Annotated in this window: 24 protein-coding genes; 10 read left to right on the top strand and 14 right to left on the bottom strand. The window is 39.4% G+C overall.

Annotated features, from left to right (window positions below; translation table 11 throughout):
• Positions 1–97: 97 nt before the first annotated feature.
• Positions 98–1,177 carry an anaerobic sulfatase maturase gene (locus DV415_RS00655; RefSeq protein WP_118790352.1) on the bottom strand — a complete coding sequence of 360 codons (1,080 nt, stop codon included), beginning with the start codon at positions 1,175–1,177 and terminating at the stop codon, positions 98–100.
• Positions 1,178–1,313: 136 nt separating this feature from the next.
• On the opposite strand from DV415_RS00655, the gene DV415_RS00660 reads away from it, so the two are divergent.
• A complete protein-coding gene (locus tag DV415_RS00660) occupies positions 1,314–2,123 on the top strand; it encodes a sulfite exporter TauE/SafE family protein (RefSeq protein WP_118790353.1) in 810 nt (269 codons plus the stop codon).
• 18 nt (positions 2,124–2,141) lie between these two features.
• Here the strand turns inward: DV415_RS00660 and ispC are convergent, their stop codons facing one another.
• The 13 genes from ispC to DV415_RS00725 form a co-directional block, all read right to left on the bottom strand.
• Positions 2,142–3,335 (bottom strand): 1-deoxy-D-xylulose-5-phosphate reductoisomerase, encoded by a 1,194-nt coding sequence (ispC, locus tag DV415_RS00665; RefSeq protein WP_118781820.1) that lies wholly within the window; start codon positions 3,333–3,335, stop codon positions 2,142–2,144.
• A 109-nt stretch (positions 3,336–3,444) separates the two neighbouring features.
• Positions 3,445–4,002 carry a ribosome recycling factor gene (gene frr, locus DV415_RS00670; protein WP_118781819.1) on the bottom strand — a complete coding sequence of 186 codons (558 nt, stop codon included), beginning with the start codon at positions 4,000–4,002 and terminating at the stop codon, positions 3,445–3,447.
• A 150-nt stretch (positions 4,003–4,152) separates the two neighbouring features.
• Positions 4,153–5,769, bottom strand: a complete 1,617-nt coding sequence (pckA, locus tag DV415_RS00675; protein WP_118781818.1) for a phosphoenolpyruvate carboxykinase (ATP) — start codon at positions 5,767–5,769, stop codon at positions 4,153–4,155.
• 173 nt (positions 5,770–5,942) lie between these two features.
• Complete coding sequence (gene hslO, locus DV415_RS00680; protein WP_111696071.1) at positions 5,943–6,824, bottom strand: Hsp33 family molecular chaperone HslO; 882 nt, start codon at positions 6,822–6,824, stop codon at positions 5,943–5,945.
• A 156-nt stretch (positions 6,825–6,980) separates the two neighbouring features.
• Positions 6,981–8,354, bottom strand: coding sequence for an argininosuccinate lyase (gene argH, locus DV415_RS00685; RefSeq protein WP_118790354.1), 1,374 nt, complete (start codon positions 8,352–8,354; stop codon positions 6,981–6,983).
• A 134-nt stretch (positions 8,355–8,488) separates the two neighbouring features.
• Positions 8,489–9,376 carry a UTP--glucose-1-phosphate uridylyltransferase GalU gene (gene galU / locus DV415_RS00690; RefSeq protein ID WP_118791482.1) on the bottom strand — a complete coding sequence of 296 codons (888 nt, stop codon included), beginning with the start codon at positions 9,374–9,376 and terminating at the stop codon, positions 8,489–8,491.
• A gap of 23 nt (positions 9,377–9,399) precedes the next feature.
• On the bottom strand, positions 9,400–9,591 hold the full coding sequence (gene csrA, locus DV415_RS00695; protein WP_005625841.1) for a carbon storage regulator CsrA: 192 nt from the start codon (positions 9,589–9,591) through the stop codon (positions 9,400–9,402).
• A 78-nt stretch (positions 9,592–9,669) separates the two neighbouring features.
• The gene (alaS, locus tag DV415_RS00700; RefSeq protein ID WP_118790355.1) at positions 9,670–12,294 is read right to left on the bottom strand and encodes an alanine--tRNA ligase; all 2,625 of its coding nucleotides are present in this window, start codon (positions 12,292–12,294) and stop codon (positions 9,670–9,672) included.
• 187 nt (positions 12,295–12,481) lie between these two features.
• Positions 12,482–12,907, bottom strand: coding sequence for a universal stress protein UspA (uspA, locus tag DV415_RS00705; RefSeq protein WP_005629483.1), 426 nt, complete (start codon positions 12,905–12,907; stop codon positions 12,482–12,484).
• Positions 12,908–13,005: 98 nt separating this feature from the next.
• Positions 13,006–14,301 (bottom strand): Xaa-Pro aminopeptidase, encoded by a 1,296-nt coding sequence (pepP, locus tag DV415_RS00710; protein WP_118790356.1) that lies wholly within the window; start codon positions 14,299–14,301, stop codon positions 13,006–13,008.
• An 11-nt stretch (positions 14,302–14,312) separates the two neighbouring features.
• Complete coding sequence (locus tag DV415_RS00715; RefSeq protein ID WP_118790357.1) at positions 14,313–14,861, bottom strand: YecA/YgfB family protein; 549 nt, start codon at positions 14,859–14,861, stop codon at positions 14,313–14,315.
• A gap of 110 nt (positions 14,862–14,971) precedes the next feature.
• The gene (gene groL, locus DV415_RS00720; protein ID WP_118790358.1) at positions 14,972–16,615 is read right to left on the bottom strand and encodes a chaperonin GroEL; all 1,644 of its coding nucleotides are present in this window, start codon (positions 16,613–16,615) and stop codon (positions 14,972–14,974) included.
• 19 nt (positions 16,616–16,634) lie between these two features.
• Entirely contained in the window at positions 16,635–16,925 is a 291-nt protein-coding gene (locus DV415_RS00725) for a co-chaperone GroES (RefSeq protein ID WP_005629492.1), read from the bottom strand.
• A gap of 168 nt (positions 16,926–17,093) precedes the next feature.
• On the opposite strand from DV415_RS00725, the gene ureA reads away from it, so the two are divergent.
• The 9 genes from ureA (at position 17,094) to aspA (ending at position 24,821) form a co-directional block, all read left to right on the top strand.
• Positions 17,094–17,396 (top strand): urease subunit gamma, encoded by a 303-nt coding sequence (gene ureA / locus DV415_RS00730; protein ID WP_118790359.1) that lies wholly within the window; start codon positions 17,094–17,096, stop codon positions 17,394–17,396.
• A 76-nt stretch (positions 17,397–17,472) separates the two neighbouring features.
• On the top strand, positions 17,473–17,778 hold the full coding sequence (gene ureB, locus DV415_RS00735) for an urease subunit beta (RefSeq protein ID WP_118790360.1): 306 nt from the start codon (positions 17,473–17,475) through the stop codon (positions 17,776–17,778).
• 11 nt (positions 17,779–17,789) lie between these two features.
• Positions 17,790–19,508: an urease subunit alpha gene (gene ureC, locus DV415_RS00740; protein ID WP_118790361.1), complete on the top strand. Its 1,719-nt coding sequence runs from the start codon at positions 17,790–17,792 to the stop codon at positions 19,506–19,508.
• Between the two features lie 37 nt (positions 19,509–19,545).
• Entirely contained in the window at positions 19,546–20,166 is a 621-nt protein-coding gene (locus DV415_RS00745) for a glutathione S-transferase (RefSeq protein WP_118790362.1), read from the top strand.
• 253 nt (positions 20,167–20,419) lie between these two features.
• Complete coding sequence (gene ureE, locus DV415_RS00750) at positions 20,420–20,965, top strand: urease accessory protein UreE (protein ID WP_118790363.1); 546 nt, start codon at positions 20,420–20,422, stop codon at positions 20,963–20,965.
• Positions 20,950–21,657: an urease accessory protein UreF gene (locus tag DV415_RS00755; RefSeq protein ID WP_118790364.1), complete on the top strand. Its 708-nt coding sequence runs from the start codon at positions 20,950–20,952 to the stop codon at positions 21,655–21,657. The genes ureE and DV415_RS00755 overlap by 16 nt, the downstream gene beginning before the upstream one ends.
• Positions 21,658–21,739: 82 nt before the next feature.
• Positions 21,740–22,375 (top strand): urease accessory protein UreG, encoded by a 636-nt coding sequence (gene ureG, locus DV415_RS00760; protein WP_118790365.1) that lies wholly within the window; start codon positions 21,740–21,742, stop codon positions 22,373–22,375.
• A gap of 53 nt (positions 22,376–22,428) precedes the next feature.
• On the top strand, positions 22,429–23,241 hold the full coding sequence (locus tag DV415_RS00765; protein ID WP_118790366.1) for an urease accessory protein UreD: 813 nt from the start codon (positions 22,429–22,431) through the stop codon (positions 23,239–23,241).
• A gap of 161 nt (positions 23,242–23,402) precedes the next feature.
• Positions 23,403–24,821, top strand: a complete 1,419-nt coding sequence (aspA, locus tag DV415_RS00770) for an aspartate ammonia-lyase (RefSeq protein ID WP_118794374.1) — start codon at positions 23,403–23,405, stop codon at positions 24,819–24,821.
• Positions 24,822–24,854 lie beyond the last annotated feature (33 nt).

The following is a 24,854-nucleotide window of genomic DNA, read 5'->3' on the forward strand; positions in this document are numbered from 1 at the left end:
CCTTTCGGTTACTATACAAATTTCTGTTTTTATCCGCTATAAGCAAGTTTTAAAAGTGTTAACTTGGTAACAAAATTTTTATTTTAAATGAATAATGTTATTTTGCTTTACCAAAGCATTTTGCAAATTCTTTCAAATAGGGTTCCATGTGAGAGAGTGCCGTATAATAGGCTTCACAGAGTTGATTATGTGGTTTTCCAAATCCTTGAACAGTTCGATGTTTTGGGCAACCTCCATGACAGGCAAAACGAAATTTACAGCTTTTGCATCGTTCGGAAAGAAAGGATTTCGCTGAACCGAAATGTTTTTGTTTTATGTTATCAACCAATGTTACTAGTGGTGTTTCTATGAGGTTTCCCAACTTGTACTCAGGGTAAACATAATGATCGCAACTATAAATATCCCCATTTTGTTCAATAACTAATTGATCACCGCAGGTTTCACGAAAAATACATAAACCCGGTTGTAATCCAAGATAGGCCATAAACCATTGTTCAATAAACTGAATCCCAATTTTTCCTACATCATTGGCGTACCATTCATCAAAAATATTAATTAGAAACTGGCCATAATCCTTTGCAGAGGCTTGTTGCTTATAATCTCCCATTAGTGGAATAAATTGCATATATGGCGATCCAATTCGTTTTAGAAAATGATAGATTTCTTTGCCATGTAGAACATTTAGATTATGCACTACTGTGAGAGTATTAAAAGATACTTGATAGTTATTCAGTAAATCTAGTGCATCTATTACTTGTTGAAACGTGCCTTTTCTATTTTTAGTTAAACGATAGGCATCATGTAAGCGTTCTGGACCATCTATAGAAAGCCCCACAAGAAAATTATGATCATGCAGAAAACGGCACCAATCGGCATTAAGTAATACACCATTGGTTTGTAGGGAATTTTCAATTTGTTTCCCATTAGCATATTTATGCTGAAAATCGACCGCTCTTTTATAGAAATCAAGGCCAGCCATGGTTGGTTCACCGCCTTGCCAGAGGAAAGTCACTTGTTGTTGAGGGGCTGTTTCTATGTAAGATTTGATATAGGTTTCTAATACCTCATCACTCATGGCACGTTGATTTAAATGAGGTTTTTCCAAGTAAAAGCAATACTGGCAATCTAAATTACAAATTGAGCCAGTAGGTTTTGCCATTAATTGAAATGCGTTCATACATCATATCCTTTCTATTTTTTTCATCATAACAGAATATTTTTAAGTGTATATGATGCTGATCATAAGATATGCTCATCCCCTTACGCCACAATTAGAATATATTATTAAGCTGATTTTCTTGATAGGAGTAGCAATGGCAATTAGTACAATTTTTATCTTACTGATTTGCGGTATTTGTACCAATATGGTTTCTGCTATTTTTGGTATTGGCGGTGGGGTATTGATGGTGCCAATTTTACGTACATTATTTCCAGAATTGCCGATTCAAGTTATTTCAGCTACATCACTCACCATCGTGATGTGTACCGCATTGATTAACTTATTATTTTTCCATAAGCAAAAAATTAAAATTGATTATATCAATATGATTTTATGGTCTATTGCTATGGTGATTGGCGTGCAAATTGGTTTTGAATTAAGTTTTTATTTTTCTACAGCGATCATTAGTTTAATTTTTATGGTTAGTTTAAGTGCACTTGCGATTAAAACATTTTTAAACAGATCGAGAACGCAAATAGAAGTGTTTAATATGTCTCCTATAGAACGAGCTAAAGGTAGTATTAGTTGCTGTGGAGGGGGCTTGATTGCTGGTATTACAGGTATTGGAGGCGGCTCTATCCTTGCTCCGCTTGTAGGCCAATTAAAAGGGGTAAAAACGCAGCAAATTGCCGTTTATACGAACTATATGATGATTATTGGTGGGATTGGTAATTTATATGGCTATCTCACAAGAGCCTTTCCTTATGATGTCAGTCTAAGTGGTCAATTAGGATATGTAAATTTTCTTGTAGTTTGTGTCGTTACCTTGGGTTCATTTGGAATGAGTTTCTTCTCAATGAAATTGCGCGGATTAATGAATCCGGCTTTAACAAGAAAATTATTGGCGATTATTTTATTTTGTATTGCAGCTTATATGTGTATTTTGGAATTTGTATTCCATTAAATCGAATAAACTAGACCTCTATTCCCCAATTAGTGTTTTCGCAATCTCTCTTGCTTGTGCATCAATTTCGAGTACATCATCAATATTTTGAATGGTATAAGGCGAAATTTTCTCAATTGTTTTCGAATTAATTTTTACAATATCTATAAAGCTAATTTGACGATCTAAAAATGCTTGTACAGCAATTTCATTAGCTGCATTCATTGCTGTTGTCGCATATTGACCCGCAGCAAAGGCATCAATAGCCAGTTTTAAATTCGGATAGCGATTAAAATCAGGTTCAATAAACGTCAGTTCTTTGATTTTAAAGAAATCGAGTGGTTCTACTCCAGCAAAAGTGCGGTGAGGATATGCCATAGTTTCTGCAATTGGTGTACGCATATCTGGATTTCCCATTTGAGCTATGACTGAGCCATCAACATAACGCACCATAGAATGAATAATAGATTGTGGATGAATAATGACTTCCATTTCTTCCGCGCTTGCGTTGAAAAGCCAGCGAGCTTCAATGTATTCTAAGCCTTTATTCATCATTGTTGCTGAATCGACAGAGATTTTTTTACCCATAGACCAATTAGGGTGCGCAACCGCTTGTTCTGGTGTGATACTTGCGAACTGTTCGAGTGGTGTGTAACGAAATGGCCCGCCAGAACCAGTGAGTATAATTTTACTTACACCTAATTCAGAAAGTGGGCAAAAGCCAATTTTTTCTTGTGCTTCTGGCGGTAACGATTGAAAGATAGCATTATGTTCACTATCTACTGGTAAAAGCTTTGCGCCATAGTTTTTTACAGCATCAATAAAAAGCTGTCCGCAGGTTACCAATGATTCTTTATTTGCTAGTAATACCCGTTTACCTGCTTTAACCGCTGAAAGCGTCGGTAACAATCCTGCTGCACCAACAATCGATGCCATTATCTGATCGGCATCTGGGTGTGCTGCGAGTTCACAAATAGCTTGTTGTCCTGCTAATACTTCCGTTGAAATATGATGCGCAATTAATTTCTCACGTAAAATTTTAGCAGCATTTACATCATCAAGAGCCGCAAAGTGCGGTCGGAATTTTATGCATTGTTCAAACATTGCTTCTACATTTTTTCCGCCTACGAGTGCAAATGCATGATATTTCTGAGGGTTATTTTCGATAACAGAAAGGGTGCTCTTACCGATTGATCCCGTTGAACCAAGAATGACAATGTTTTGTTTTTGCATAGAATCTTTACCGCAATTTTGTTGATTATATTTTCATTGGTACGTCTAAATCCGCATACCTAATAAAATAAAGGCAGACAAAACTGTCTGCCTTTCGCATTTTTTATGATTAGAAATCCATTAATTCTTTTTCTTTATCCGCTAATACTTCATCTACTTTTTTAATGTAAATATCTGTGATTTTTTGGATTTCTTCTTCTGCTTTATGTTGTTCATTTTCGCTGATTTCTTTGTCTTTTAATAATGCTTTGATTTTATCATTCGCATCACGACGCACATTACGAACCGCAACTTTACCTTGTTCACTTTCGCCTTTTACAATTTTGATTAAATCGCGACGGCGTTCTTCTGTTAATGGAGGAAGCGGAACACGGATTGTGGTACCCGCTGAAGATGGGTTTAAACCTAAATCTGAGGTTAAAATTGCTTTTTCTACCGCAGAGATTAAAGAACGATCAAAAACAGTTACAGCTAAAGTCCGAGCATCTTCCGCAACGACATTTGCTAATTGGCGAAGTGGGGTCGCTGCACCGTAATATTCAACTTGAATTGCATCAAGTAAACTCGGTTGTGCACGACCAGTACGGATTTTTGAAATATGACCTTTTAATGCTTCAAGGCTTTTTTCCATACGATCTTGAGCATCTTTTTTAATTTGGTTAAGCATTACATTGTCCTTTTAATTGACGAAAGTTAAAACGTGGTGATTCTACTGGATTTTTGTCAATTTTTGAATACATTTATCAGCTTGAAAACAGATAAAAAATGACCGCACTTCAGTTACCCAAAGTGCGGTTAATATTTTTAGTATTTTTAATTAAGCTTTAGGACCAGCTGCAATTAAAGCTTTGCCTTCTTCGTTAGTTGCATATTTAACAAAGTTTTTCACAAAGCGACCGGCTAAGTCTTCAGCTTTTGATTGCCATTGTGCTTTATCTGCGTAAGTATCACGAGGATCTAAGATTGCAGAATCTACACCTGGTAATGCTTTAGGAATTGCTAAGTTGAAGATTGGCAATTCGCCCATTTCAGCTTTTTCAATTGAGCCATCTAAGATTGCATCAATGATTCCGCGAGTATCTTTGATTGAGATACGTTTGCCTGTGCCATTCCAACCAGTATTCACTAAGTAAGCTTCAGCACCCACTGCTTGCATACGTTTTACTAACACTTCTGCATATTGAGTTGGGTGAAGGGTTAAGAACGCTGCACCGAAGCATGCTGAGAATGTTGGAGTTGGTTCAGTAATACCACGTTCAGTACCTGCTAATTTTGCAGTGAAACCTGATAAGAAGTAGTATTTAGTTTGTTCTGGTGTCAATTTAGATACTGGTGGTAATACGCCAAATGCATCTGCAGTTAAGAAAATCACTTTCGTTGCGTGACCAGCACGAGAAACTGGTTTTACAATGTTATCGATGTGGTAAATTGGGTAAGACACGCGAGTATTTTCTGTTTTTGAACCATCATCGAAATCAACAGAACCATCTGCACGAACAACCACGTTTTCTAATAATGCATCACGACGGATAGCGCGGTAAATATCCGGTTCATTTTCTTCTGAAAGGTGAATGGTTTTCGCATAGCAACCACCTTCAAAGTTAAAGATACCCACATCATCCCAACCGTGCTCATCATCACCGATTAATTCACGTTTTGGATCGGTTGAAAGTGTTGTTTTACCTGTGCCAGATAAGCCGAAGAAGATTGCTACATCACCATCTTTACCCACGTTAGCTGAGCAGTGCATTGCGCCAACACCTTTAAGTGGTAGGAAGTAGTTCATCATTGAGAACATACCTTTTTTCATTTCACCGCCGTACCAAGTACCACCGATTAATTGAATGCGCTCAGTTAAGTTGAAGGCAACGAAGTTTTCTGAATTTAAACCTTGTTCTTTCCAGTTTGGATTGGTTACTTTAGAACCATTCATTACAACGAAATCTGGTTCAAAGTTTTTGAGTTGTTCTTCAGTTGGGCGAATAAACATGTTTTTCACAAAATGAGCTTGCCATGCAACTTCAGTTACAATACGTACTGCAATACGGTCGTGTTCGCTAGCGCCACAGAAACCATCAACTACAAATAAGCGTTTACGAGAGAGTTGGTTAGTTACCAAGTCTTTTAAGCTTTGCCATGTAGCTTGGTTCATTGGTTTGTTATCATTTTTCGCAGCTTCAGATGTCCACCAAACAGTATCTTTGGTTTTTTCATCTAACACGATATATTTATCTTTTGGTGAACGGCCAGTGAAGATACCAGTATCTACAGCTACTGCACCAGTCGTAGTTAAAGTACCTTTTTCAAAGCCTTCTAAACCTGGATTGGTTTCTTCTTCGAACAATTGCTCGTAGCTTGGATTATAGACAACTTCTTTTACGTCATAAATGCCTAGCGCTTCAAGTTCTTTTACTACTTTGTTTAAGTCTGTCATAAGTCACCTCTAATATTTAAGATTAAAATTTAACTGTCGCCTATTCTAAAGAATGTCAATGCAAAAAAATGTTAACTAGATCTCATTTTTGAAAAATTATAGCTCTCCATTACCTATTTTTAGGTGTATTAATGATGTAGATCAACAATCCCGACATAGCGTCGGGATTGTTTTTAAAGTTTTGTTGATTTTAATTTTTCAATCGCTTCTTTATTAAAGAAGTAGTGTGTACCACAACACTCACATTGCATATCAATACTGCCTTTATGTTCGGCTAATATTTCATCAATTTCTTCATCAGAGATTAAAAGTAATGCTGAACCAGAACGTTCAGCAGAGCAGCCACAGAAAAATTGTACATTTTGTGCTGGATAAAGATTGACGGTTTCTTCGTGATATAAACGATAGAGTAACTCTTCTGCAGGGAGACCAAATAATTCTTCATCCTTTACTGTTGCTGCGAGCGTAGTTAAATGTTCAAAATCTTCTGGTGTACCAGAACCATCAGGCATAATTTGTAATAACATACCTGCTGCCACTGGCTTGCCTTCATATTCTCCAGTACGAATAATTAATTGAGTTTGAAGCTGTTCTGAGCGTACAAAATAATCTTCTAAGCATTCTGTGATTGTCGGTTTATCCAGACTAATTACACCTTGATAGCGTTCGCCTTCTTTTGGTGCAATAGTAATGACTAATACGCCTTTACCAATCATATTGTGCAGACTCATATTTTCAGTGATGTTCCCATCCACTCGAGCAAGGGCGCGGATTTGTTGTTGATCATTGCCATTTACTAATGCTAAGCGTAATGGACCATCGCCTTGAATTTGTACGGTGATATTGCCGTCAAATTTTAGTGTGGCAGTGAGCAAATTAGTCGCCACCATCATTTCACCTAATAAATCTTGTACTGCTTTAGGATATTGATGGGTATTTAATGTATCAGTGAATGTTTTATTTAAGCGAACCCATTCCCCACGAACCGCACGGTTTTGGAAAAGATAACGGTAAAGCTTGTCATTGTCTTGAGTATAGTCTTGTTGATTGGTCATTGATCATTCCTAATTGAAATAAAAAGTGCGGTAGTTTTTCCCGCACTTTTTGTTTTTATCATCTTATTTAAGTGTTGTTACTCATAATTGGGACTATTCAGTGGATTGCAAGGGAGTCTTGTGAAATCCAATTGTGATATGCGCGTTAAAATATGATTAAGCAAATCTTGTTTTGGTTTCTGCAATAGCTTCGGCAACACGCAATGGCGATACGCCACCTTTTGCACAACGTTTGTCTAAACAAGATTGGAGGGAAAGAATCTCGTAAACATCATCTCCCACTACCTCACTAAATTGGCGGAATTCAGGGATAGTAAGATCTTCTAATCCTTTGCCTTTCTCGATTGCATAAACAACCGTTTCACCCACGATATGATGGGAATCTCGGAAAGGTACGCCTTTAGAGACTAAATAATCCGCTAATTCAGTTGCGTTTGAATAGCCTTTTAACGCAGCTTCACGAGTACGTTCAACATTTACTTTCAATTCATCTAATACGAACGTTGCCATGTCCACACAGTTTTGCCAAGTATCTAAGGCATCAAAAATACCTTCTTTGTCTTCTTGCATATCTTTATTATACGCAAGTGGCAAGCCTTTTAAGGTGATTAACATGCCTGTTAATGAGCCAATCACTCTGCCGGCTTTGCCTCGAATTAACTCACATGCATCAGGATTTTTCTTTTGTGGCATTAATGATGAGCCAGAAGTCACGCGGTCGGATAATTCCACGAAATTTGCCTCTCCGCTGTTAAAGATAATCATATCTTCAGCAAAGCGGGAAAGATGTGCCATACTGAGGGATGCGATGGAAAGCAACTCGACGATATGATCGCGATCAGAGACACTATCTAAGCTATTTCTAGTTGCGAAGGCAAAACCAAGATCGTGCGCAAGTGAATCACGATCTACAGCATAAGCCGTACCCGCCAGCGCACCACTACCAAGTGGGCAGGTATTCATTCGATTATACGCATCTGTTAAACGTGAATAGTCGCGGTCGAACATTTCCACATATGCCATACACCAATGAGCAAAAGTGATTGGTTGAGCTCGTTGTAAATGGGTATAGCCAGGCATTACTGCTTGTTGTGTGTTTTCTGCGGTTTGAACTAAGTGGCGTTGCAAATTACGTACTGATTCTTGTAATTCAACCACACGTTGTTTGCACCATAGTTTTATATCTACTGCCACTTGATCGTTACGGCTACGGCCAGTATGTAATTTTTTACCAAGGTTGCCTACTTTATCAATTAGCTTACTTTCAACCCAACTATGAATATCCTCTGCATCATCTTGTAAAATTGCTTGCGGATTTGACCGCACTTCAATAAGTAATTCATTTAGTGCTTGTTCAAGTTGATGCTGTTCTTCGATAGTTAATACATTCACTTTCACCAAGGCTTTAGACCAACCAATTGAGCCTTGAATATCCTGTTCTGCCAAACGATAATCAAAACGTAACGAGTCATTAAAATCTTTAAAACGTTTATCCGCTGCCTGCGTAAAACGCCCACCCCAAAGTGCCATAATCTTTCCTTTTTATTTTAATTAGTTATTCTATTATTGTGCATATTTATGCATAAAGCAATATTCTATATTAATAATAAAACAAAAATGGACAAAATCTTTCATTTTGTCCATTCTATCTGTATGAGTGCTATTTATAGCGTTTTTGCTAAATTTTTGATAAAGGTTTTGAATTCTTTACCTAATTTTTCGTGACGAATACCGTATTCTACGAAAGCTTCCATATAGCCAATTTTATCACCACAGTCGAATGTTTCACCTGTCATATGGAATGCTTCAACAGTTTCTTTTTTAATGAGCATATCAATAGCATCGGTTAATTGGATTTCATCACCAACACCAATTGGTGTTTTTTCTAATAAATCCCAAATTGCTGCTGAAAAAACATAACGCCCAACCACAGCAAGATTTGATGGTGCGTCTTCAATAGAAGGTTTTTCAACAATACTATTAATTTTTGCACTTTCACCACCATTAAGAACGATGCCACCACAGTCTGCAACACCATAGCTACTCACATTTTCTTGTGGAACAGGCGTTACCATAATTTGGCTTGCTCCAGTTTCATTAAAGCGTTTAATCATTGCAGAAAGATTTTCTTTTTTCTGATCTGCACTGAAATCTGCTAACAATACGTCAGGTAACACAACGGCAAATGACTCATTGCCTACAAGTGGGCGACCGCACAATACAGCGTGTCCAAGTCCTTTTGCATTACCTTGGCGAACATGCATGATAGTTACATCTTTTGGACAGATAGAACGCACTTCTTCTAGAAGTTGACGCTTAACACGTTTTTCTAGCATTGTTTCTAGTTCAAAAGAGGTATCAAAATGGTTTTCGATAGCATTTTTCGATGAATGAGTGACAAGCACAATTTCTTTTATGCCAGCTGCAACACATTCATTTACCACGTATTGAATCAATGGTTTATCAACCAAAGTAAGCATTTCCTTCGGAATTGCCTTCGTGGCAGGCAACATACGTGTACCAAGACCGGCTACAGGAATAATTGCTTTCATAATATAAAATCCATTATTTACGATTATGATGAACTGTCTAATTGTTCATCTTTCATCTGTTTAATTCGTTGGTAAATTTCTTCTCGGTGAACGGATACTTCTTTAGGCGCTTCTACACCGAGTTTAACTTGGTTTCCACGTACACTCAAAATCGTGATAGAAATATCATTTCCAATAAGTACACTTTCGCCAACTTTACGAGTCAAGATTAACATCTTTTATCTCCTTAGTTTGCATTTATTAGATATCCCTATCAATCAAGGAAGGGTTGGCATCCCACCAACCGGCTTGTACTACAGATTTTTGTTTAACCAGTCTTGCGCCACTTTAACTGCTTGTGCCACATTTTCTGGTTGGGAGCCTCCTGCCATTGCCATATCCGGACGACCACCGCCTTTACCCCCGACCTGTTGAGCCATTAAATTAACGAGCTCTCCAGCTTTTACTTTGGTAGTTAAATCGTTTGTTACACCAACGACAAGGTTGACTTTTTCATCTAAGATCGATGCGAATGCGATTACGCCTGAGCCGAGTTGATTTTTTAAATCATCGACCATCACACGTAATGATTTTGTTTCTATGCCGTCTAATTGTTGTGCGATAACAGAAACACCATTGATTTTCACCGCACTTTTTACAAAATCAGAACCAGCCTGCATTGCGGCTTTTTCTTTCAGACCTTGCAATTCTTTTTCCACTTTCTTCGCTTTGTCTTGAAGTTGCTGGATTTTTTCCGCTAAGGTATTTACGTCTGATTTTAATAAGTCCGCGCTTTGGGTTAGAATACGTTGTTGATTATGTAACCACTCAATCGCATTTTCACCTGTTACAGCTTCAATACGACGAACGCCTGCCGCCACTGCACTTTCAGTAATAATTTTAAATAGACCGATATCCCCAGTGCGTTTTGCGTGAATACCACCACAAAGCTCAATTGAGAAATCGCCCATGGTTAATACGCGAACCTTATCACCATATTTCTCGCCAAAGAGCGCCATTGCCCCTTTAGCTTTTGCTGAATCAATGTCCATAATATCTGTTTGAACAGGGAAGTTAGCACGGATTTTTTGGTTCACTAATATTTCAATTTGAGTCAATTGCTCTTTTGTAATGGCTTCAGGTTGAGCAAAGTCAAAACGCAAGGCTTTATCTGAAACAAGTGAGCCTTTTTGCACAACATGTTGACCTAAAACTTGACGTAAGGCCGCGTGCAATAAGTGGGTTGCTGAGTGATTGAGTGATGTGTTGTGGCGATGTTCTGCATCCACGATAGCATTCACTGATTGCCCAACTTTCAAACTTCCTTGCGTTAATTCTCCAATGTGTCCAAATACTTGCCCATATTTTTGGGTATCTTTAACATTAAAGGTCACGCCTTGTGCGCTCAAATATCCGCTGTCACCAATTTGACCACCTGATTCTGCGTAAAACGGCGTATTTTCTAAAATAACGACCGCACTTTGACCCGCTTTGATACTTTCTACTGATTTACCATCATAGAAAAGTGCGGTGATTTTTGCTTGAGATTCGACTTCAGTATAGCCTTCGAACTTAGTTTCACCATCTACGCGAATAACGCTGTTGTAGTCCACACCAAACTGACTCGCGGCTTGAGCACGAGTACGTTGTGCTTCCATTTCACGGTCAAACGCTTGTTCATCAATAGTGATATTGCGCTCACGACATACATCAGCCGTTAAATCCAATGGGAAACCATAGGTATCATACAGTTTGAATGCAACTTCACCTGAAAGAACGCCATTTTTTACTTGAGCAAGGGCTTCATCTAATAAGCTTAAGCCACGTTCTAGAGTGCGAGCGAATTGTTCTTCTTCTAAACGTAATAGTTTTTCAACATTTACTTGTTTTGCTTTTACGTCTTTTCCAGCTTCAGCCATCACTTCAATTAGAGTTGGCACGAGTTTATAGAAAAAGGCTTCTTTGGCACCTAATAAGTGACCGTGACGAACTGCGCGGCGAATAATTCGACGTAATACATAACCTCGGCCTTCGTTTGATGGAATAACGCCATCTGCGATTAAATATGCACAAGAACGAATATGGTCAGCGATAACACGTAATGATTTATTACTTAAATCTGTTGTGCCTACAACTTCAGCCGTTTTTGCGATTAATGTTTTGAAAATATCAATCTCGTAGTTTGAGTTAACATGTTGTAATACAGCAGAAATACGCTCTAAGCCCATACCTGTGTCAACTGATGGGCGTGGTAATTTTTCCATTGTGCCATCAGCTAAACGGTTGAACTGCATAAACACAACGTTCCAGATTTCGATATAACGGTCGCCATCTTCTTCTGGTGAGCCTGGAGGTCCGCCCCAAATATGATCACCGTGATCGTAGAAAATTTCAGTACAAGGACCACAAGGACCGGTGTCACCCATTGCCCAGAAGTTATCTGATGCATAAGGCGCACCTTTGTTATCACCGATACGGATAATACGCTCTGCTGGCACACCAACTTCTTTATGCCAAATATCATAAGCTTCATTATCAGTTTCATACACGGTTACCCATAGTTTTTCTTTAGGTAAACCAAGCCATTGTGGAGAAGTTAAATATTCCCAAGCAAAATTAATCGCATCGTGTTTAAAGTAATCACCAAAGCTGAAGTTACCGAGCATTTCAAAGAAAGTATGATGACGCGCGGTATAACCAACATTTTCTAAGTCGTTATGCTTACCACCAGCACGCACGCAACGTTGCGCGGTGGTGGCTCGAGAATAAGGGCGTTTATCCATTCCAAGGAATACATCCTTAAATTGGTTCATCCCAGCATTCGTGAAAAGCAAAGTCGGATCATTTTCCGGCACAAGTGAGCTACTCTCAACTACTTGGTGGCCTTTGCTATGGAAAAAGTCAAGGAATGATTGTCTTATTTCTGCTGTTGTTTTCATTAAAAAGAATCCTTGTTACCCATAATAAAAATAAAAACTAAACCGTACTATTTTTGCATATTTTTGAAATTTATAAAAAGGCTTTTTGCCAAAACCCCAAAATAAAACCGCACTTCACGACGCTATTTGAGAAGTGCGGTTAAAATTTAAGTTATTTCAGATTATTCAAAAAACAATTTCTTGTTAATTATTCATCTCTAAGCGGAACAACCAACATATCAATTTTAATCGTATTCATCACTTGACGTGTTGAAGACATTAACTTACTCCAAAAATCTTGGTGATGTCCCGTCACTAATAAATCTACATCATATTGTTCGATGGCATCACTTAGAACTTGCCCTAAATCACCACTGCCACTCAATTTTTCTGAAATTGGATAATCCGCACTTTCAGCTAAATCTAATAAGGCTTTTTGTGTTTCCGTGGAAATTCTGTCTTGCATCGAAGACATATTCACATCAATCAATCCAGTGTAAAGATCCGAGAAGTTCACATCAACGTGGATGATAGAAAGTTTTGCTTCGTGGCGTTTTGCAACCCCAACCGCTTTTTTAAGTAAAACGGGACTCTCTTCAGAAAGATCTACTGCCACTAAAACGTGTTTGTACATAATCGACTCCTTAACTGATTGGTTCGGCTTTTAACTGGTTCTAATGCTAACATTTTGAGCAATAAAAAACTGTGTACTAGATCACAATTTAAACATTTTTATTCAAAATTCATTAAATTTTCAATGTCTGCAATTTCTTTAGGGGCCGCTGCGGTTAGGATTTTATTACCATATTCAGTCATCAGTAAATTATCCTCAATGCGCACGCCAATGCCTTTGTATTGCTCTGGCACATCAGCATCTTCTGAAATATAAATACCAGGCTCAACAGTAATCACCATGCCGATTTCGAGTATCCGCTGTTTATCTTGGCCATAACTACCGACATCATGTACATCTAACCCTAGCCAGTGCCCTAATCCATGCATATAAAATTGTCGATAAGCTTGTTGTTCAATGAGTGTATCGACATCACCTTTTAAGATACCTAAATCTACTAATCCTTGGGTTTTAATACGAATGACTTCATCATTGGCTTGCTTAATGGAATTGCCAGGTACAAGTAATTCAATCGCACGTTTTTGGGCTTTTAAAACTAACTCGTAAATTTCACGTTGAGGCTGACTAAATTTTCCATTTACAGGAAAAGTGCGGGTAATATCGCCTGCATACATCGCAAATTCACAGCCAGCATCAATGAGCACTAAATCCCCATCATTTAATGGACGATCATTTTCTGTGTAGTGCAAAATACAGGCGCTACTTCCCCCTGCAACAATGGAATTGTAAGAAGGAAATCTTGCGCAATGGCGATTAAATTCATGCAAAATATCGCTTTCAATTTCATATTCAAAGCGATTTGGGCGTGTCGTTTGCATCGCTTTAATATGCCCAAGTGCCGTAATTTGTCCCGCTTGTTGCATTAATCGGATTTCATTAGGCGATTTTATAAGGCGCATTTCGCTGAGCATTGGTCGCCAATCTAAAATCTCGCTAAAATTTACCGCACTTTCTGCCACTAATTTATCACCCCAAGTATGAATTTCTGGCACATGGTAAAGTGCGGTCAAATTTTTCAGTATTTTGGGGAGTACGGTAACGAATTCTTCAATAGAATAGGCTTCATTTACATTAAGTTGTTGTGGTGCTCGTTCAACACCTAATCGGCGACCATTCCACGTTTCAAGTAACGGATCGCGTGGACGAAGAAAAATAATGGCTTTTTCTGCTTGTTCTGTTTTCAGTAATAACAGCGCTGCATTCGGCTCATTAAAGCCCGTTAAATACCAAAAATAGCTATCTTGACGGAAAGGATAGGTACAATCATTATTACGGCGTTTTTCGATTTCAGAAAAAAGCAATAATGCCGAATTAGGTTGCATTTGAGCGAATACTCGTGTGCGGCGTTCCCAAAATTCTTCTTTAGGCAATTCAGCCATATAAGCCAATTCCATTCTAGATCTCCTTAATGTAATACAGGTTTGCTCTCAATTTCTCCTTCGTTGAAATGAGAATAGAACAACATAGCAATGGTGCGAACATATTCAATGATTTCTTCTAGTGCTTCCGCTAGTTCTTCTTCGTTATCGTCTTCATCATAACCAAGTTGGCAAATATCTTGTAAATCATCTACGGCTTCGCCAATTTCGCCTTTTTCTTTTGCTAATTCAGGTTGTGCTAAGCCAAGACCAAGTAAGAACTGGTTTGCCCAGTCAGATAAGCTATCTGCTTGTGCAAAGACATCTTCATCTTCGGTTAAACCAAGTTCAAAGGTAAATCCTTCAACATCTGATAAGGTTTGACTAATTTTTTCATAAAGTTCTGTAACGGGTTGAACTAATGCTGTTGGGTAAGCGTGATTATCATTGCTGAATTGATATAAGAGCGGTAGCCAACTTTGATCTTTTAAGCCACCACAAAGTAAACCGCTTAAAAAGCCGTGTAGTTCTGTGGCATTAAAGCCGATTCCAGCAGATTTAAGTTGTTTGTTAAGGTCAGAATGAGAAATGAGCATAATAGATTTCCTGAGTAAATTTGAAATTAGTGTAAACCTTTGTAAATAAAAAAGCGATCGCTTTTCCTTGTGGAAAAACGACCGCACTTTTTACCTGATGATGAGCCGAATTACATCATTCCGCCCATTCCACCCATACCGCCCATGCCTGCGCCTAGGTCAGCTTTTTCATCTTTTGGAAGCTCGGTTACCATACATTCAGTGGTAATCATTAAGCCTGCTACAGATGCCGCGAATTGTAACGCAGAACGAGTTACTTTAGTTGGATCTAAGATACCCATTTCGATCATATCGCCGTATTGTTCTGTACCTGCGTTATAACCAAAGTTTCCTTCGCCATTTTTAACCGCACTTGCTACAACAGATGCTTCTTCACCCGCGTTAGTTACGATTTGACGTAAAGGTGCTTCCATCGCACGTAATGCAAGTTTGATACCCACATTTTGTTCTTCGTTGTCACCTTTTAGGTTTGCTGCAACTTTCGCTGCTGCGCGAACTAATGCAACGCCACCACCAGCAACGATACCTTCTTCAACCGCTGCACGAGTTGCGTGTAACGCATCATCTACACGGTCTTTTTTCTCTTTCATTTCAACTTCAGTTGCTGCACCAACTTTGATTACAGCTACGCCACCGGCAAGTTTAGCCACGCGTTCTTGAAGTTTTTCTTTATCGTAGTCAGAAGTTGATTCTTCGATTTGTTGGCGAATTTGAGCCACACGACCTTTGATTTGAGATTCATCACCAATACCATCAATAATGGTTGTGTTATCTTTATTGATAACAACACGTTTTGCTTGACCAAGATCTTCAAGTGTCGCTTTTTCTAATTCCATACCGATTTCTTCAGAAATCACAGTACCTGCAGTTAAGATCGCAATATCTTGTAACATCGCTTTACGACGATCACCAAAACCTGGTGCTTTCACTGCTGCAACTTTCACGATACCGCGCATAGTGTTCACCACTAAGGTTGCAAGCGCTTCACCTTCCACATCTTCAGCGATGATTAATAACGGTTTACCTGCTTTCGCAACACCTTCTAACACTGGAAGTAATTCACGAATGTTAGAGATTTTTTTATCTACAAGAAGAAGATATGGATTATCTAATTCAACCGTTGCAGTTTCTGGTTTGTTGATGAAATATGGAGAAAGGTAACCACGGTCGAATTGCATCCCTTCAACCACATCTAATTCATCTTCAAGACCCGTACCATCTTCAACGGTAATCACCCCTTCTTTGCCCACTTTTTCCATTGCTTGTGAGATTAATTGACCTACAATGCTGTCAGAGTTTGCAGAAATAGTACCTACTTGTTCAATTTCTTTTGCTGTTTCACAAGGTTTAGATAAATTTTTAAGTTCAGAAACAACCGCACTTACTGCTTTATCGATACCACGTTTTAAATCCATTGGATTCATGCCTGCCGCTACTGCTTTTAAGCCTTCATTTACGATAGCTTGCGCAAGTACTGTTGCAGTGGTTGTACCGTCACCTGCAGCATCATTTGCTTTAGATGCCACTTCTTTCACCATTTGTGCACCCATGTTTTCGAATTTATCTTCTAATTCGATTTCACGAGCAACAGATACACCGTCCTTAGTGATAGTTGGTGCACCAAATGATTTATCTAAAATTACATTGCGACCTTTCGGGCCAAGGGTTACTTTTACTGCATCGGCTAATACATTCACGCCTTTAAGCATTTTTACGCGTGCGTCATTACCAAATTTTACGTCTTTTGCTGCCATTTTCTTTTCCCTTATCTAATTATTCTACAATTGCTAAGATGTCGTTTTCAGAAATGATTAATACTTCTTCACCATCGATTTTTTCGCTTTTCACACCGTAACCGTCGTTGAAAATTACGGTATCGCCAACTTTCACATCTAAAGGTTGAACAGTGCCATTTTCTAAAATACGACCTTTACCTACTGCTAATACTTTAGCACGGGTTGATTTGGTCGCCGCTGAGCCTGTTAATACGATACCGCCAGCTGAACGGGTTTCGACTTCTTCACGTTTAATAATTACACGATCGTGTAAAGGACGAATATTCATGATTAATTTCCTTCTAAAGAATTTGTAAGTGCGATTTTTATATAAGGAGGATTTTTTCGCTTTCAAGGGCTATGAATAAAAAAATTCTGACAAAATGTTTTTCCTATTGGGATTTTTTACGTAAAATTCGCCGCTCTTTGTGCGATAAATAAATGAAGGAATGAAGATATGCACCTAACATCAAGAGAACAAGAGAAATTAATGCTCTTTTTAGCCGGTGAACTGGCAGCAAAACGTAAAGCGAGAGGCGTTAAATTAAATTATCCAGAAACCATTGCTTATGTTGCGAGCCATTTACAAGAGGCAGCAAGAGACGGAATGAGTGTAGCGGAAGTGATGCAATATGGCTCAACACTTTTAACCGTTGATGATGTCATGGAAGGCGTTGCTGAAATGGTGCACGAAGTACAAATTGAAGCAACTTTCCCAGATGGTACGAAGCTTGTTACCGTGCATAATCCAATCAGATAGCCGTAGGGTGGGCTTTAGCCCACCAAAATAAAAATATCAATGGTGGGCTAAAGCCCACCCTACAAGGAACAAAGATATGATCCCAGGCGAATACCAATTAGCTGAAGGCGATATTATTGCCAATGTTGGCAGAAAAACGGTCACAATCGAAGTAACCAATTCAGGCGACCGCCCAATTCAAGTAGGTTCCCATTACCATTTCTTTGAAACCAATAATGCTCTTAAGTTTGACCGCACTTTGGCACGCGGTATGCGTTTAAACGTGCCATCAGGCAATGCGGTGCGTTTTGAACCCGGTGAAGTGAAATCCGTGGAATTGGTGGCTTTTGGTGGTAATCAAATCATTTACGGTTTCCATAATCAAATTGATGGCAAATTATAAGGTAGGGTAAGATGGCATTAACAATTTCAAGAGCGCAATATGTAGCAACTTATGGCCCAACCGTTGGCGATAAAGTCCGTTTAGGTGATACCAATTTATGGGCAACCATTGAACAAGATTTATTAACAAAAGGTGATGAGTGTAAATTTGGTGGCGGTAAAAGCGTACGCGATGGCATGGCGCAAAGTGGTACGGCAACTCGCGACAATCCAAATGTATTGGATTTTGTGATTACCAATGTGATGATCATTGATGCTAAATTAGGTATTATCAAGGCCGATATTGGTATTCGCGATGGTCGTATTGTCGGTATCGGACAAGCAGGTAACCCTGACACCATGGATAACGTCACGCCAAACATGATTATCGGTGCTAGCACAGAAGTACATAACGGCGCTCATTTAATTGCGACCGCTGGCGGTATCGATACCCACATTCACTTTATTTGCCCACAACAAGCACAACATGCGATTGAAAGTGGCGTTACCACGCTAATTGGTGGTGGAACAGGCCCTGCTGATGGTACACACGCAACGACTTGTACACCAGGTGCGTGGTATATGGAACGAATGTTCCAATCGGCAGAAGCCTTACCTGTTAACGTAGGTTTTTTTGGTAAAGGAAACTGTTCAACTTTAGACCCGCTACGCGAACAAATTGAAGCGGGTGCATTAGGTTTAAAAATCCACGAAGACTGGGGCGCAACGCCAGCAGTAATTGATTCTGCCTTAAAAGTAGCAGATGAAATGGATATTCAAGTGGCAATCCACACCGATACGCTGAACGAAAGTGGCTTCTTAGAAGATACGATGAAAGCGATTGACGGACGTGTAATTCACACCTTCCACACAGAAGGTGCGGGCGGCGGCCATGCGCCAGATATTATTAAAGCGGCAATGTATCCAAACGTTTTACCCGCATCAACCAACCCAACTCGCCCGTTTACGAAAAACACTATCGATGAACATTTGGATATGTTGATGGTTTGCCATCACCTAGATAAACGCGTGCCAGAAGATGTTGCATTTGCTGATAGCCGTATCCGTCCTGAAACTATTGCAGCGGAAGATATTTTGCATGATATGGGCGTCTTCTCGATTATGAGTTCTGACTCTCAAGCAATGGGCCGTATAGGCGAGGTCGTTATTCGTACATGGCAAACGGCAGATAAAATGAAAATGCAACGTGGTGAGTTAGGCAATGAAGGAAACGATAACTTCCGCATTAAACGCTATATTGCGAAATATACTATTAACCCAGCAATTGCACATGGTATTGCGGAGCATATTGGCTCGTTAGAAGTGGGTAAAATCGCAGATATCGTGTTGTGGAAACCGATGTTCTTTGGCGTAAAACCTGAAGTCGTAATTAAAAAAGGCTTTATTAGTTACGCGAAAATGGGCGACCCAAATGCCTCTATACCAACGCCGCAACCTGTATTCTACCGTCCAATGTACGGTGCACAAGGTTTGGCGACAGCACAAACAGCGGTATTCTTTGTTTCACAAGCCGCTGAAAAAGCCGGTATTCGTGCGAAATTCGGTTTACACAAAGAAACCATTGCCGTAAAAGGCTGCAGCAGCGTGGGTAAAAAAGATCTGGTTCACAACAATGCAACACCTGAAATTACAGTGGATCCAGAGCGCTATGAAGTACGTGTAGATGGTGAACTCATTACCTGCGAACCCGTGGATACGGTGCCATTAGGACAACGGTATTTTATGTTCTAAGCAGAAAAGAGCGGTCAAATTTTAAGGAGAATTTACAATGAAACTTTGGTACTCCACCACCAGCCCGTATGTGCGTAAAGTGCTGGTAACGTTGAAATATCAACAACTATTAGGCAAAACAGAACTGATTAAAATTGGTTCATCATTTGATGCAAGTTCTCCGCATAATCAGGCGAATCCTCTGGGTAGAGTGCCAGCGTTAGAACGTAATTGTGGCAACTGGCTTTATGGTAGCTTGCTGATTTGCGAATATCTCGACCAAAAAGGCAAGGTTGAGCCTAAACTCATTCCAGAAAGTGGCAAGCCACGTTGGGCAGCACTCGCCTTACATAATTTGGCGGATGGCATTATGGAAAACACCGTGCCGATGATGGCTGAAAAAATGCTTCGCCCTGAAAGTGAATGGTGGACGGCTCGTCATCAACAACTAACCGAACGTAATCGCCAAAGTTTTGCAAGACTTGAGCAAGATTTAAAACCGTTTGGCACGGAATTAAACATTGGTACGTTAACGGCGGTTGCAGTCATTGATTGGTTCTTGTTTAGAGCAGAAAAAATTGGATTAGATCTTGCAAAAGAATTTCCAAATTTAACCGCTTGGGCGGCAGAGATGAATGAAAAATATGAGGTTTTAAGAGAAACAAAGCCAACTTTGTAACCATTTTTGTGGCGTCACGAAATTGGGCTAAATAACCTAATTTCTCTGTTTTTTCTTCTGCCAAATCTCCCCTACCCCTCTTTGCTAAAGAGGGGGGAGGAACGAGCGAGATTTTATATCATTGTTCTACTTTGATATGGCAAATATAAATTAGTCAGATGACCGCAAATTTATAAAGAAAATCCCCTCTTTAGCAAAGAGGGGAAGGGGAGATTTGGTAGTATCATAACCGAAGAAAATAAGTAATATAAAAATGAAAATCCTCAACCCCATTCTGCCTATTATGGACACTATTTTAGGCGATTTAAATAGCCTCCAAACAGAAGGCAAAATTACCCATCAAACCATTGAACGTGTGCCGTTGCAGTGGTATGAAAGCGAACGGAATATTTTGCGTAAAACTACAAATACGGGGCGTGAAGTCGCCTTTCGCTTGCTAAAAGAAGGGCAACGTTTAAAACACGATGATGTGGTGTTTATCAGTGATGAGTTGGCGATTGTGATCGAAATCTTGCCAAGCGAAGTAATTGTGCTGTCGCCCAAAACCTTGCCTGAAATGGCTCGAGCTTGTTATGAAATCGGCAACAAACATTCGCCGCTTTTTTTAGATGGCGATGAAGTAACATTGCCTTACGATAAGCCGATGTTTGAATGGTTACAAGCGGCGGGATTTCATCCGCAAAAAGCAGAACGCCGTTTAAGCCAAGCTTTACGTGCCAATTCGGCACAAGGACATGGGCATTCGCATGATCATCACGGCTATCATCATCACGGAGATGGAAATTGGCACAAACATTAAACCGCTCTTTAACGGATTTAGGTGCGTTGTTGCACTTGGTCGATCCCACCTTACCGATTGGCGGATTTAACCATTCCAATGGCTTAGAAACCTTCGTCCAGCAACGTGTGGTAGAAAGCAAAGCGACCCTAGAAGAATATGTGCAAACCCAGCTGTTGCAGAACTGGATTTACAACGACGGGGCGTATCTTTCCCTTGCCTTTGATGCAATGAACGAGGGCAATTTTGACCGCTTGTGCGAATTGGATTGGCAACTTTCCGCTACCAAAGTAGCACGCGAAAGTCGTGAAGGATGTTTCAAACTCGGCGTTCGATTGCTGAAAATTTTTATTCGCTACGAAACACATACGTTGCTCACAGCTTACCAGCAAGCGATTGCAGAAAAACGCGTGCAGGGCTATTTCCCTATCGTGTTTGCAATGGTTGCTCAAGCCATGGGTTTAAGCAAAGCAGATACGCTCTATGCGTTCTACTACAACGCAGCAGTTGGTGCAATCACTAACGGCGTGAAGCTAATTCCTCTCAGCCAAATGGATGGGCAAGATATCCTGTTCGATTTGCGAGGATCGCTCGTGCAAGCGGTGGAATTAAGCCTTGACCCTGACGAAGAGTGGCTTGGCGCTGCAACGCTGGCGAATGATATACGAGCAATGCAACACGAAGTACTTTATACGCGACTTTATATGTCGTGAGAGCGGTCATTTTTTATTGAATTTTTACTTATCGCAGAGGTTATAAGAATGAGCCTCTACGATAATCAACGAAAGGAACATTATGCGTAACTACATTAAAATTGGCGTGGCCGGCCCTGTTGGCGCGGGCAAAACTGCCTTAATTGAAAAACTCACTCGCGAAATGGCGAGTAAATATAGCGTGGCAGTCATTACTAACGATATTTACACTCAAGAAGATGCGGAATTTTTAACGAAAAATAGTTTACTTCCACCAGAGCGAATTATGGGCGTGGAGACAGGTGGTTGCCCACATACGGCAATTCGTGAAGATGCCTCAATGAATTTAGAAGCGGTCGATGAAATGGTGGCACGTTTTCCAGATGTAGAAATTGTCTTTATCGAATCTGGTGGTGATAACTTATCGGCAACTTTTAGCCCCGATTTAGCCGACGTGACTATTTTCGTGATTGACGTGGCTCAAGGCGAGAAAATCCCACGCAAAGGTGGACCAGGTATTACGCGTTCAGATTTGTTAGTGATTAACAAAACAGACCTCGCTCCATTCGTTGGGGCTGATTTAAGCGTCATGGAAAGCGATGCACGCCGTATACGTAATGGTCAGCCGTTTATTTTCACTAACCTGATGAAAAAAGAAAACCTAGATGGCGTGATTGGTTGGATTGAAAAATATGCGTTATTGAAGAATGTAGAAGAACCTAAGGCGTTAGTGAGATAAAAAATCATCCCCTCTCCTTTAAAGAGGGGAGTTTTTTACAAATTGAAAAGATTATGAATAGTACCCTCAAACTTTCAACCAAACTTTCCTCAAACAGCAAAACTCAACTTGATGAATACTTTGTGACGCCACCTTTTAAAGTAATGACGTTATCTGCTTATAGCGATTCTTGGGAAAATGGACTTAGCGCAATGCAAATGTCTTCTTCGCCAGGGTTATTGGCAGGGGATCGAGTTGATATTCAAATAATGCTCGAAAAATCTACCGCACTTTCTTTAAATACGCAGGCATTTACTCGAGTTCAGGCAATGAATGAGGGAGATTTTGCCGAGCAAAATACATTGATTCAACTTGCTGAGAAAAGTTGTTTATTTTATTTACCTCATCCATTGGTTTTGCATAAGAATTCTGCTCTTAAGCAAAAAACGTTAATCAATATGCAACTTGAGAGTACGCTAATTTATGGTGAAATTGTGGCTATTGGTCGAGTGTCAAATAATGAGCGTTTTGAATTTCGTCAATTTTCTTCTCACCTGAATGTTCAGCTTTTACAAAATAATGGGCAAACTAAACCGCTTGTTTTGGATTGTATTCAATGGCAACCAGCACAAATGAAATTGACCGCATTAAGCCAAATGGAAGGGTTCTCACATCAAGGATCGTTGGTTTATCTCAATTTGCAGAAAACACCAACTGAAGTTAAACAAATCGTCCAAACACTTCAACAGCAGGAAAGTGAAAAATCTCTACTTATTGGCGTTTCTCAATTAAATGAAGGTGGACTTATTGTACGAGTGCTTGGTCATCGTGCTGAGCTCATTCAAAAGCTCTTTGAGAAGATCGGTGAGCAACTAAAATCAGCATAAAATTAATATTGCCAAGTGATGTTTTCCCTAAAAAAACTTATGCGAGAAATGAAAATATCTCTTAGATGTCTTATCTGAAATGTGATCCAAGTCAAATTTATTTTCTCTGTAAATTCCTATAATTACCTCAAATTAATTAACAACCAGAAAAGGTGATTCAAATGACTCAATTTAGAAAAGAAGTAGATTTACTCGGTGAACGTGATGTACCAGCAGATGCGTACTGGGGTATTCATACATTAAGAGCGGTAGAAAATTTCAATATTTCTAACGTAACCATTTCTGACGTACCAGAGTTTGTACGTGGCATGGTGATGGTGAAAAAAGCAACGGCTTTAGCCAATGGTGAATTAGGTGCAATTCCAAGTGATATTGCAAAAGCGATTGTAGCAGCTTGTGATGAAATCCTTACTACTGGAAAATGCTTAGATCAATTCCCATCAGACGTATATCAAGGTGGTGCAGGTACGTCTGTTAATATGAATACCAATGAAGTAGTTGCTAACCTTGCCCTTGAAAAAATTGGCCATAAAAAAGGCGAATATAACGTGATTAATCCGATGGATCACGTTAATGCAAGCCAATCAACCAACGATGCGTATCCTACTGGTTTCCGTATTGCGGTGTACAACAGTATCTTAAAATTGATTGATAAAATTCAATATTTACACGACGGTTTTGATAATAAAGCAAAAGAATTTGCGAACATCTTAAAAATGGGGCGTACTCAATTGCAAGATGCGGTGCCAATGACTGTAGGTCAAGAATTTAAAGCTTTCGCAGTATTACTTGAAGAAGAAGTACGTAACTTAAAACGTACAGCAGGTTTATTACTTGAAGTAAACCTTGGTGCGACTGCAATCGGTACTGGTTTAAATACGCCACAAGGCTATACAGAATTAGTTGTAAAACACCTTGCTGAAGTAACTGGATTAGCTTGTGTACCAGCAGAAAACTTAATTGAAGCAACATCTGACTGTGGCGCTTATGTCATGGTTCACGGTGCATTAAAACGTACTGCTGTTAAACTTTCTAAAGTATGTAATGACTTACGTTTACTTTCTTCTGGTCCACGTGCTGGTATTAAAGAAATTAACTTACCTGAATTACAAGCTGGCTCTTCTATTATGCCTGCAAAAGTAAACCCCGTTGTTCCTGAAGTGGTGAACCAAGTATGCTTTAAAGTAATTGGTAACGATACCACTGTGACCTTCGCATCTGAAGCAGGTCAATTACAATTAAACGTAATGGAACCCGTGATTGGTCAAGCAATGTTTGAATCTATTGATATCTTAACGAATGCTTGTGTGAACTTACGCGATAAATGTGTGGATGGCATCACTGTAAACAAAGAAATTTGTGAAAACTACGTGTTTAATTCAATCGGTATCGTGACTTACTTGAATCCATTTATCGGTCACCACAACGGCGACTTAGTGGGTAAAATCTGTGCTCAAACAGGTAAAGGCGTACGTGAAGTTGTGTTAGAAAAAGGTTTATTAACAGAAGAACAATTAGATGACATTCTTTCTGTAGAAAACTTAATGAACCCAACTTACAAAGCGAAATTAAACAAATAGGTCTGAATTATTCAGTCCTTGAATAGAAATAAC

This window comes from Haemophilus haemolyticus, from assembly GCF_003490595.1.
Taxonomy (GTDB): Bacteria; Pseudomonadota; Gammaproteobacteria; order Enterobacterales; family Pasteurellaceae; genus Haemophilus; species Haemophilus haemolyticus_L.